This window comes from Pirellulales bacterium (genome assembly GCA_035546535.1).
In the GTDB taxonomy this organism is placed as follows: Bacteria; Planctomycetota; Planctomycetia; order Pirellulales; family JACPPG01; genus JACPPG01.
The window spans coordinates 1-11851 of record DASZWQ010000206.1 but is presented as its reverse complement, the minus strand read 5'-3'; the positions used below and the strand labels follow the sequence as shown (position 1 = coordinate 11851).

Below are 11851 nucleotides of genomic sequence, written 5' to 3'. Positions count from 1 at the left end.
CATCACGCGTATGCCATGCTTTCTCGCCACGGGCGAATAAGCATGTGAAGTAAAGACAGGTGCCGGACCGAATCCGGCGTGGCGATGCAGCTAACGCGGCGGTGCCGCGATGTCTGGCCCGTTCCCGGGGGCATGCTTATTCGCCTCCGGCGAAAAAGCATGGCACTCGTTCTTTGTTGCCCGTACGCGAACATAGGAGCGAGGGCCCCTACGGCTTCTTCGCCCCGATGCAATACAGCCACTCCTGACGCGATTCGTTGCTGCCGTGTGCCACGCGCATGAAGATCTGCCCATCGACAAACACCGGCGTGGCGTACACGTCTTCGCCCAGTTGGTTCTGGCCCACCGGTTCATAAGCGGCCGGGTTGGCCTTGAAGATCGTCGTCTTGCCTTCCTGATCGGTGGCGAACAGCAGGTCTCCGACCAGCACGGGCGACGCATTGAAGGTGCCGCCGATGCGCGTCTTCCATTGCTCTTCGCCCGTCGAGGATTTCCAGCAATAGACAATGCCCGCGTCGGTAACGGTGTACAGATACCCGTCGTGAACGATCATCGACGGGACGTAGGTTTGCGTGGTGTTTTCCCAAGCGATCTTGTCCGAGCCGTCGCCGCGCACGGCCACGGTCAGCTTCTTGGGATAGCCGCCGCTGGCAAAGACCAGCTCGCCGTCGGTGACCATGGCGCCCACGCATTCGGTGGTCGAGCCTTCGACCTCCCACAGTGGCTTGCCGGTCGCCGGGTCGAAGCTCGACATATGATCGCAACCGGCCAGCAGTAATTGCTCGCGCCCTGCCACGTTCAATACAACGGGCGAAGTGTAATTCGGTTGCTTCGGCCGCTCTTGCCGCCAGACTTCCTTGCCGGTCTCTCGATCGAGCGCGGCCACGACACCGCCCCCTTTGTTGTCAGTCGCCACCAGGACCAGCGATTTGTAGATCGTTGGCGAAGAGCCAAAGCCCTGGTGCGTCACGAAATTCGACACGCGGGTTTGCCACACTTGCTTGCCCGACAGGTCGAGCGCCGTGGTGTAGATGCCGCCGTCGTGCAGGAAGTTGGCGAACACATGCTGGCCGTCGCAGGCAATGGTGGCCGAAGCTTGCGAGCTTTTCTTATGCCCGTGATGATCCATCCGGCCCGAATGGACGTCAACCTTCCACAGCTCGCGTCCCGTGCGGCGGTCGTAGCACACGACCGATTGCACTTCCTGCGTCTCGTCAGCCGTGGCCAGGAACACGCGCTCGCCGCAAACCGTGGGCGAAGCGTGACCGCGCCCCGGCACCTTGGCTTTCCACAACACGTTCTCGGTCTCGCTCCACGTCATCGGTGGTCGCTGATCGGCGCTGGCCACACCGTTGCTCGCCGGGCCGCGCCACCACGGCCAGTCGCTCTTGGCGTCTTTGCCGACAGGCGCTTTGAATTCTGCCGCCTGAGTTATTGATGCCGTCGTCGTGCCGAAGAGCCCCACGATCGCAATCGCGGTCATCGCGCCAGTCGGCAGCCTCAGTGGCGAATTCTTTCGAGATGGCAACACGTGCGTACGGATAAAAGTAATGGCGTTATGCATGGCGAAAGCTGGCAGGTGTGATGGTTGAGGGATGAGTTCGGCCCGCGGGCCGACGCTGTAGGGCCGCAGTATACCCGGCCCTTGCAGCGGCTGTCACCGCAGGCCGCCGCGACCTGCCTCACTTCGCCCATGACCTATATTTGTGGTGCCCAATCGAATAGCCTCTGCCCACCAGGATCGAGCCCATGGCCAACACGCATCCCGACATCATCGCAACGCTGGAACGCGCGATCGATCGTGCCAAGCCGCCCGGCGTGGAATTGAGCTTCCATCCCATCTACAGCGAATTGGCAGACGGTAGCTGGTTCACGACGGTGCACGTCGTGACGACCGACGGAGGGGCAGTCGACTCCGAGTTCGACTTCGCCGGAATTGCCCGCGAGCTGGGCGAAAAGGCGCATCCAAAGATCGAGGACCGGAAGGTCTACAGCCAAAGCCAACCGCTGCCGTACAAGGTGATCACCGGCGCGCAGGACAACCAGCCGTTCGAGATACTGTTCCTGCTCGACGCGCCGGCCAGTTGTAGCTAGAGGCAAGCCGGCGGACATGGTCGCGGCCCCCGAATGGCGTGGCAAGTGATACGAATCAAACACCGCGCGCAAGCGTGTAACAAAACCTCGATCCAGATTTTCGGCGTTTGCAGCGGAATTTTCCGGACGCCGCCGTTTGGCCTCGGTATGCTCCGCGCTAAGGAGAGGCAACTAGAGTCCCTTAAGGATGATAAAGCTAATGCACGTGCTTTGATTTGGTCCGTGTCGGGGGCACGCTAATGAGCGTTTTCTGCAGCCGGTTGCGCGGCGTCGCCTAACGGCGAACTTGGATCGCGCTTTCTACTCTTCGGCTCGCTCCAGTTTCGACGTCTGTTCGGGTTCATTCGCACGCTTGTCGGTATCCGCGTAGGTCGTTTGCGCGCGTCTCGGCTGGCGCTGCACCACTCATGGCAAAGGAGCCAAGTAATGAAGACGATCTCGACACTCGGCGCTGTTGTTGTCAGCATCTATTTCGTGGCCTTCGGCGGCAATGCTTACGGGCAAGATGCGTTACCGAGCGACGAACTGCTGATCACGGATCTTGGCGTGCCGATATTCGACCAACTTATTGCGGAGTCGGGTCCCGGCGCCGTCGAAAACTCGTTAACCTGGAGCCCCGGGGCCGTGGCCCCGCTTCCTCCGGTGGCGGCCGCCACCGTGCCCGGCGCGAGCATCGTAATACTGACGGAGCCGGCGAACGAACCGCTCGACCCGGGTGAGATCCCCATCACGATCATCGACAAGGCGACCGGAGCCCAACTTACGGTCAGCGACGTAGTGATCTCAACGCTTGCCAATCAAGTGCAAGCTCCCTTGCAGGTCACGCTCGTATCCGACGGAGATCCGGAGTTGCAACAAATCATCGCTGGCATGCAGGCCAATGGCACGCCGTTCACTCCGCTGGTCGAGACAGGACAGATGCAAAACCTGACACCATTTCTAGTGCCGACGCAATTCCCCTGGACTGTCGGCGTGCGCTCGGACGTGAACACTCCCGAACCGTCGACGATCGTACTGGCGGCGCTTGGTGGCTTCGCCTTGTTCGCCTGGCGACGCCGACGGTAAGCCGCTGGCCAATCGCTGCCGATCCGATAACGAGCGATCAAGTCCGCGGCCGCGTTGGTCGAATCCCTCTCCCTGCGAATGAGGGGGCGGGGAGGGGGTTCAAAAACGCGCTGGGCAGCCTGTTCACCGCTAACGATCTTGCGCGCAAAGTGCGAGTCCTCGAATGCGGCTCATCCTGACGCCTGGTCGCGAAAAACGGACATTCAACGCCGAACGCCAAAACAGAAAAGTCTGCGAATGACTTGATGGAACAATACACTCACACCTTGATTCCTCGGCTGAATCGGTTTGTTCCGTCGGCGAAGCAAGTACAGGCGTTTCTTGGCGTCCTCGTTGGCACGAGTCCCACGGTTGTCGCGGCAGCGACCACGGCGTTTGGCGTTCCTTTCGTGCAGGGCGTTGGTCCATTCGATTAACTAGATCCCCGCGTGCATCGATTTCGGAACCGCCCCGCCTTGCCCACCTGTACGTCCGTCTCCTACAATCCAGGGTCCGGCGTTTGCTGGCATTTTGGCGGCCGTGCTGTCGCTTTTGGCCCGGCGTGCGCCCTACGGAAACCTTGACCCACGGCCGCGAGTGCATCGACCTGTCCCCTCACCCTGCCCTCTCCCGAAGGGAGAGGGGTTCGGAATTTGCCCTCTGCTCAACGGAGGGGTTCTGAACGCAACGGGGACGGCGGTCGTGCGCCAACGGATTGACCTCTTCCCTCGCCGAAGTGTTGCATGGCCGCTGCTGACATCGTCATTCGAGGCGCGCGCGAGCATAACCTCCGCTCGATCGACCTCACGCTTCCCAGAAATCGTCTCATCTGCTTGACGGGCGTCAGCGGGTCGGGCAAAAGCTCGCTCGCCTTCGACACCCTGTATGCCGAGGGGCAGCGCCGCTACATCGAGAGCCTGTCGAGCTTCGCCCGGCAGTTTCTCGGCCAGATGCCGAAGCCCGACGTGGAATCGATCTCGGGCCTCAGCCCGTCGATTTCCATCTCGCAAAAATCGTCGGGGCAAAACCCGCGCTCGACCGTCGGCACGATCACCGAAATCTACGACTACCTGCGCGTCCTCTACGCCCGCACCGGCTTGGGGCACTGCCCGAAATGCGCCCGACCGATCACGGCCCAGACGCGCGAGCAGATCCTGGGCCGCATCGGCGCGCTCGCGAAGGGAACCAAGTTCGCCGTGCTCGCGCCGCTGATACGCGGGCAAAAAGGGGAATACCGCGACCTGTTCGTCGATCTGATCAAGCAAGGCTTCGTGCGCGCCCGCGTCGATGGACGCATCGTCCCCTTGTCGGACGATCTGCGGCTCGACCGGCAGATGCGGCACAATATCGAAGTCGTCATCGACCGGCTCACCGCCTCGCCCGAGGGGCGAGCTCGATTGGCCGAAGCCGTGGAACTGGCGCTAAAGCTCGGTGGGGGCAACATGGTCGTGGCGGTCGAGCCGGCGGAAGGCGCCGCCGCGGCACCCATGCCCGAGCTGGATGACGAGGCCGCGGAAGAAGCCGCGACCGCGCGTGCGACGCGCCGCAAACGAACGGCGGCCGAACCAACGGCGCCGGCCGGCGAAGACATTTATCTGTCGGCGCATTACGCCTGCACGCATTGCGGAATCAGCTTCGAGCCCCCCAGCCCGCAACTCTTCAGCTTCAACAGCCCGCAAGGGATGTGTACCTCGTGCGATGGGTTGGGCGAGGTCTACACGTTTGATCCCGATCGCTTGATTCCCGATCGTGGCAAGTCGTTCAAACAGGGGGCGGTCGAGCTGATCGGCCCGTGGCGCGACCTGGGGCGCTGGCGGCGGCACATTTTTGCCGGCGTCGCTGAAACGCTCGAACATCAACTCGGCCTGGCCGAAGGTCAGATTCTCGACACGCCGTGGGAATATCTCGACCCCGCGATCGCCAAGCAACTGCTGTGGGGTACCGGCGACTTGCACGTCACGTTCACGTGGCGGCACGGACCGGGGAATCACAAATATGGCGGCAAGTACACGGGCGTCATTCCCGAACTCTTGTCGAAATACCGCAGCAGCCAGAGCGGCATGCAGCGCCGGCAATTGGAAAAATACATGCGCGTCGTCGGCTGCGTGGCCTGTGCCGGCGCTCGGCTGAACGAGCAGGCGCGCACCGTGACCTTGGCCACGCGGCATCCGCGCTTTGCCGATCACCCCGCGCGTTCGCTGACCGAGGTCTGCGCGCTGAGCATTGCCGAAGCATCCGATTTCTTCAGCGATCTCGCGCTCGACGACACCCGCGCGCTGATCGCCGCTGAGGTCTTGAAAGAGATTCGCGGCCGCTTGGGCTTCCTGCTCAACGTCGGGCTCGATTATCTCACCCTGGCACGCACGGCGCCGACGCTGTCGGGCGGAGAATCGCAGCGCATCCGCCTGGCCGGGCAGATCGGCTGCGGCCTGGTGGGCGTGCTGTACATCCTCGACGAGCCCTCGATCGGCCTGCACCCGCGCGACAACGATCGGCTGCTGGCCACGCTCGCGCAGCTGCGCGATTTGGGTAACACGGTGGTCGTGGTCGAGCATGACGAAGAAACGATGCTCGCCGCCGATACGATCATCGATTTCGGCCCCGGCCCCGGCGTGCGCGGCGGCGAAGTCGTGGCCATCGGGCCGCCAAAGAAGATCGCCGCCGAGCCGCGCAGCCTGACCGGGCAGTATCTTTCCGGCAAGCTGAAGATCGAAATTCCCGCGAAACGCCGCCCCCCGGGCCAGGACTGGCTGAAGATCCTCGGCGCCGAACACAACAATCTCAAGAACGTCGACGTCGAGATTCCGCTCGGCACGCTGGTTTGCGTCACCGGAGTCTCGGGCTCGGGCAAAAGTTCGCTCGTGAGCGACATTCTCGTCGAAGCCCTGCGCCGGGACCTCAATGGCGGCGAAGGGGATCCCGGCAAGCACAAAGCGATCGAAGGGCTCGAGAAGCTCGACAAGCTGATCGCCATCGATCAATCGCCAATCGGCCGCACGCCGCGTTCGAACCCCGCGACCTACATCAAGGTCTTCGACGATATTCGCAAGCTGTACACGCAGATGCACGACGCGAAGACGCGCGGCTACAAGGAAGGCCGCTTCAGTTTCAACGTCGAAGGGGGCCGTTGCGAAGCGTGCGAGGGAAACGGCTCGAACCGTTTGGAAATGGACTTCCTGGCCGACGTGTGGGTCACCTGCCCCGTCTGCCAGGGGCATCGCTTCAATCGCGAGACGCTGCAGATTCGCTTCAAGGGCAAGTCGATCGCCGACGTGCTGGAGATGGACGTGCAGCAGGCGCTCGCGCACTTCGAGAACATCCCCGCCGTGCGGCATAAATTGCAGACGCTGCACGACGTGGGGCTCGATTACGTGAAGCTGGGCCAGCCCTCGCCGACACTCTCCGGCGGCGAGGCGCAGCGCATCAAGCTCGCCCGCGAGCTGGTGAAGAAAAGCACCGGCCGCACGCTTTATCTGCTCGACGAGCCGACGACCGGGCTGCACTTCGCCGACATCCACATGCTGCTCAAGGTGCTGCACGACTTTGCCGACGCCGGCAACACCGTGCTGGTCGTGGAGCACAACCTCGACGTCGTGAAGACCGCGGATTGGATCATCGACATGGGGCCCGAAGGGGGCGCCGGCGGTGGTCAGGTCGTCGCCGTAGGAACGCCCGAGGAAGTCGCCAAAGTCAAGGAGTCGTATACCGGGCGAGCGCTCAAACCCGTATTGGCGCGTTCCGATCAGCCGTTCGACCTTTCGGGCAACGGCGCCGCGAAACGTCCACCGCTCGAATCGGCCACGGCCATCAAGGTGCGCGGCGCCAAGCAGCACAACCTGAAGGAGGTCGACGTCGAGATTCCGCGCGACGCCATGACGGTCTGCTGCGGCCCCAGCGGCAGCGGCAAAAGTTCGCTGGCCATGGACACCATCTATGCCGAAGGGCAGCGCCGCTACGTCGAAAGCCTCAGCTCCTACGCCCGACAGTTCGTCGGCCAGATGCAAAAGCCGCAGCTCGAGCATATCGAAGGGCTGTCGCCGGCCATCGCCATCGAGCAAAAGAATCTCGGCCACACGCCCCGCTCGACCGTGGGCACGGTGACCGAGATTTACGACTTCCTGCGCATCCTGTTCGCGCGGCTCGGCCAGCCGCACTGCCCCGATTGCGAAATTCCGATCGGCACGCAGACCGCGGACGAGATCATCGACAAAGTGATGGCCCATCCGGCCGGCACCAGGTTGTACTTGATGGCACCGCTGGAAATCCACGTCGGAGACAAATACGAGTCGCTGTGGGAAGAGATTCGCGCCGCCGGTTACCAGCGCATGCGCGTCGACGGAAAGACCTACCCGATCGACGAGCCCCCGACGATCGACCGGCGTCGCAAGCACTCGGTGGAAGTGATTATCGATCGCGCCACGGTCCGTCCCGACGCGCGTTCGCGCATCGCCGACAGCATCGAAAGTGCGCTGGCGCTGGGGCGCGGCGTGCTGCACGTGGCGTTTCCGGTCGATGACGTGGCCGAGAGCCGCTGGCGCACCGAGATCTTCAGCCAGCACTTTGCCTGCGACAAGTGCGGCCGCAGCTTCGAGCAGTTGACGCCCCACAGCTTCTCCTTCAATAGCTCGCTGGGCTGGTGTCCGGTGTGCGAAGGGTTGGGAACGCAAACCGGCGCCAACACGTCGGCCCTGTTGCACGATCCCAAGCTATCGCTCAAAGAGGGCGCCATCGCTCTGTGGCCGGGCGTCGACAACAAGTTGTTTCAAGTGATGCTGGCCGCGCTGTCGCAGCACACCGGCGTGCCCAGCGACGTGCCGTTCGAGCAGCTTCCCGCCCGACAGCGGCGCATGGTCCTGCACGGGGTGGGCGAGGATTGGATCAACGTGCCCGCGCCCGGCGCGAAGAAATCGGCGGATCGACCGCTATTCCGCTTCCAATACAAGGGGCTCTATCCGGCGCTCGAAGAAGCGTCGCGCCTGTCGAGCGGCATGCGCACGAAGCTCGACCACCTGGTCGATGATGTCGAATGCTCGACCTGCGGCGGCAGCCGGTTGCGCGACGATGCGGCGGCCGTGCGGCTGCGCGGCGAAACGATCGACGACGTGTGCCGCAAACCGCTGGGCGAGCTGCTGGAACAATTCAACGGTTGGAAGCCGACCGCCACGGAGCGCAAAATCGCCGGCGAGTTGGTGCGCGAGGTTCGCAATCGACTGCAATTCCTCGTGGACGTCGGACTCGAATACCTGACGCTCAATCGCCCGGCCCCCACGCTCTCGGGCGGCGAGGCGCAGCGCATTCGCCTGGCCAGCCAGGTTGGCAGCGGCCTGACCGGCGTGTTGTACGTGCTGGACGAGCCGACGATCGGCCTGCACCCGCGCGATAATCTCCGCTTGCTCGGCGCGCTCTTACGGTTGCGCGACCTGGGCAACACGCTCCTGTTGGTCGAGCACGATCGCGAAGTGATCGCGGGCGCCGATTGCCTGCTCGACTTTGGCCCCGCCGCCGGCGAACACGGCGGGCAGATCGTGGCCCGCGGCACGCCGCAAAAGGTCGCGCAGATCAAAACGTCGGTCACAGGCCCCTACCTGTCGGGCAAGAAGGCGATCCCGGTCCCGACGAACCGCCGACTGACGATTCGCGCCGAGGTTCCGACGGAAAACGCGGGCAAGGCCAAGAGCAAACGCGCGGCGGCGAAAGAATCGGCCAATGCGAAAACCCAAAAGGCGGTCGCACGAAAAACCGCGGCGCCGCCTGTACCGCGCCCCGAGCAGGGCGAAGATTGGCTCCCGCCCGGCGGCGGTTGGCTGGAAGTGATCGGCGCCCGGCATAACAATCTGCGCAGCGTCGATGTGCGCATACCGCTGGGCGCTTTCACCGTCGTCACCGGCGTCAGCGGTAGCGGCAAGAGCTCTCTGGTCGAAGATGTGCTTTACAACTCGCTGGCCCGCACGTTGCACCGGGCTACGAATCTTGCGGCGCCGCACGATGCCATTCGCGGCGTCGAGAGGATCAACAAGGTCATTCGCGTCGATCAGCAGCCGCTGGGGAACACTCCCACCTCGAACCCCGCAACCTATACAGGCGTGTTCGAATTGATCCGCGCTTTGTACGCCGAGCTGCCCGACGCCAAGTTGCGCGGCTACACGCCGCGGCGATTCAGCTTCAACGTGCCGGGCGGTCGCTGCGAAAAATGCGAGGGCAACGGCCAGCTGCGCATCGAGATGCACTTCCTGCCCGACGTGTGGGTCGAATGCGACGAATGCCGAGGACGCCGCTACAACCCCGAAACGCTGGCCGTGCAGTTTCATGGGCACTCGATCTCTGACGTCCTCGACATGCCGTGCGGCCGGGCCTTGGAGCTGTTCAAGAACATCCCCAAGATTCGCCGCGTGCTGGAAACGCTGTGCGACGTGGGGCTCGACTATCTAAGGCTGGGGCAGTCTGCGCCCACGCTTTCGGGCGGCGAAGCGCAGCGCGTGAAGCTGGCCGCCGAGCTCGCGCGACCCGACACGGGACAAACGCTCTATCTGCTCGACGAACCGACGACCGGTCTGCACTTCGACGATCTGGCCCGACTGCTCGACGTGCTGAACCGCCTGGTGGACCTGGGCAATACCGTGGTCGTGATCGAGCACAATCTGGACGTGATCAAGACCGCCGACTGGATTATCGACATGGGGCCCGAGGCGGGCGAATCGGGGGGCCGGGTCGTCGTGGCCGGCACGCCCGAGCAGGTCGTGGCCCATGCCGAGGCCGCGGCGCCGGCGAAATCAAAACGTGCAGCGCGCTCAGCAAGCGAGTTTTTGCGATCGCACACCGGCGAGACATTGGCGCCGGTTCTTGCTGCCGGTCCGCACGTCGAACGCAAGATGTTCGACTTTGCCGCGCAAGAGGCGCGCCGCGAAGCGGACCTGGAGATCAACGAGATCGGCCGCGAAACGCAGATGCCCTGGCAAACTGACGGCCGCAACTGGCACACGCGCGACCGCGTCGGCCGCTCGGGCCAACCGTGCCGGTGGGACGGCAATATCCTGGCCCGCATCATCGATCGCGTGCAGGAGCTGGGGCAATTTGCTCCGACGAATTGGAACAATCGGACGATCGTCGAAATCACGGGCGAAAAAAAATCAGACGGCTGGTTCCTGCACGCGGTGACCGGCGAAGAATGGCTGTTGCAGTTGAAATTCCGCGTGGCCAAGAAATCGTTCCAGCGCGACGACCTGGTCGCGCGGCTCGATCTGAAGCCGCTGAATGAGATTCACGAGCTGCCGGTCTACGGCTCCGAACCGCGCGTGAAGTGCAAGAACCTGCGCGGGCCCTGGCAGGAAGTGCAGTTGCGCGTGCACTGGATGCGCGAGATCGACCGGCCGGAATTCTGGAAGTTCCTGGAAGAAGCCGTGGCCGGCTTCCAGCGATTCGCCCAGCGCGCCGAGCAAAGGCCCGAGGACATCATGCCCTGGAAAGTGCTCGGGCAGAAATGGCATCTGTCGCGCAAAGGCTTCCCGCCCGGCAAACGCATCGACTGGGAAGTGGAAGTGCTCGAAGACCTGTGTGAGCTATTGGCCGAAACGGCGCAAGGCGGTCAGTTCCTGTGGAACAATCAGCAGGTGGTACACGTCTGCCCGCCCGGCGGCGGCGAGCCGTGGGCCACGATCCATACGAAGCGGCAAGCCGGCATCGACCTGTCGTTGGCCGGGCCGAAGGGGCGATTTGCACTCGGCCGCATTGCAGGCCTGGCCGGCAATCCCGAGTTGCAGACCGAGCGCCCGGATAAAGACCTAGTGAAGCTGCGCTTCGTCGACTCGAGCGAAATCAGCGTACCCGAGTTCGCCGACTTCTTGCGCGAGCACTACGAGGCCGCCAGCGAAAAGCCGAAGCGCTCGCTGGAACGCTCGACGATGTAGGAGTTCACGGACGTCTTGAGTTTTCGCGGTCGCTTTCTCAGACGCCGGTCAAAGGCGTACCGTCTAAAAAACGCGCAGTCTGCATCGCGCCACGATTCAAAGGCTGCTCCACTCCTTCAGTTCGTCCCTGAGGCAACTATTTGGCTTCGTATTTCATCCGCAGCCTCGTAGCCGCGATCAGTCACGTTATAGATTTCCAATCCTGAGTTTGTTCGGGCGCTTTCAATGAAATCAAACGACTCAAGTTCTCTTATGGCACCCTTCCATACGGCAGTCGACCGCGGATTCCCAGCTTCGAGAAACTGCCGGCCGTGCGTTTGCAGCCTATCGCCTCCCAAAGCTCTTGTGTAAAGGATAGATCCCGCCGCGTCTTGTGCCGCCTCATAAAGTAGAGTCGCAGCCTCTCCCGAAATCGGTTCGCCCTCAACAATCATTTCGTCAAGACGTTGCACGTGCGGAATAGCGCTTGGTGTTGCCAAAGGCAGGGGCGTCTTTTGAGCTCGATCGACGTCGTTCAGTACACCTCGCAGGTCTGCGATAGAGGCTGCCGGATTAACCTTTGGGTCCACCTCCGCAGCCACATCCGGTCGGATGTCAGAATGGAAGAGAAGTCGACGAATCAAATACCGCACAAAATCTACGTCGCCAGAAACGTGAGCGTCGCGGGATAAGGTGGACCCCAATTGTTGGACAGTTTTTGGGCTTGGATAAGATGTAGGGTCACTGGGCTTGGCGGCCCGTGAGACCCCTCACGGGTCTCGCGCGGCCGCAGCGTCTGTTGACGGTTTGGTTCTCGTTGGATGTTCCTC

General features: G+C 62.9%; 4 protein-coding genes. 3 read left to right on the top strand and 1 reads right to left on the bottom strand.

The genetic code is table 11. The features are described 5' to 3' along the window. Positions 1-208: 208 nt before the first annotated feature. Positions 209-1483, bottom strand: coding sequence for a PQQ-binding-like beta-propeller repeat protein (locus VHD36_24390; GenBank protein ID HVU90484.1), 1275 nt, complete (start codon positions 1481-1483; stop codon positions 209-211). Positions 1484-1749: 266 nt separating this feature from the next. Here VHD36_24390 and VHD36_24385 point away from each other — a divergent pair, with 266 nt between their 5' ends. The 3 genes from VHD36_24385 to uvrA all read left to right on the top strand — a co-directional run bounded on the left by VHD36_24385 (position 1750) and on the right by uvrA (position 11042). Then, on the top strand, positions 1750-2094 hold the full coding sequence (locus VHD36_24385) for a hypothetical protein (protein HVU90483.1): 345 nt from the start codon (positions 1750-1752) through the stop codon (positions 2092-2094). Positions 2095-2520: 426 nt separating this feature from the next. Then, positions 2521-3159 (top strand): PEP-CTERM sorting domain-containing protein, encoded by a 639-nt coding sequence (locus VHD36_24380; GenBank protein ID HVU90482.1) that lies wholly within the window; start codon positions 2521-2523, stop codon positions 3157-3159. Between the two features lie 722 nt (positions 3160-3881). Next, positions 3882-11042 carry an excinuclease ABC subunit UvrA gene (uvrA, locus tag VHD36_24375; GenBank protein HVU90481.1) on the top strand — a complete coding sequence of 2387 codons (7161 nt, stop codon included), beginning with the start codon at positions 3882-3884 and terminating at the stop codon, positions 11040-11042. Positions 11043-11851: the final 809 nt, after the last annotated feature.

What these genes read in the sequence shown, in the direction of transcription:
- VHD36_24390 (HVU90484.1), bottom strand. Translation starts at nt 1,483, where the DNA reads ATGACCGCGATTGCGATCGTGGGGCTCTTCGGCACGACGACGGCATCA.
- uvrA (HVU90481.1), top strand. Translation starts at nt 3,882, where the DNA reads ATGGCCGCTGCTGACATCGTCATTCGAGGCGCGCGCGAGCATAACCTC.
- VHD36_24385 (HVU90483.1), top strand. Translation starts at nt 1,750, where the DNA reads ATGGCCAACACGCATCCCGACATCATCGCAACGCTGGAACGCGCGATC.
- VHD36_24380 (HVU90482.1), top strand. Translation starts at nt 2,521, where the DNA reads ATGAAGACGATCTCGACACTCGGCGCTGTTGTTGTCAGCATCTATTTC.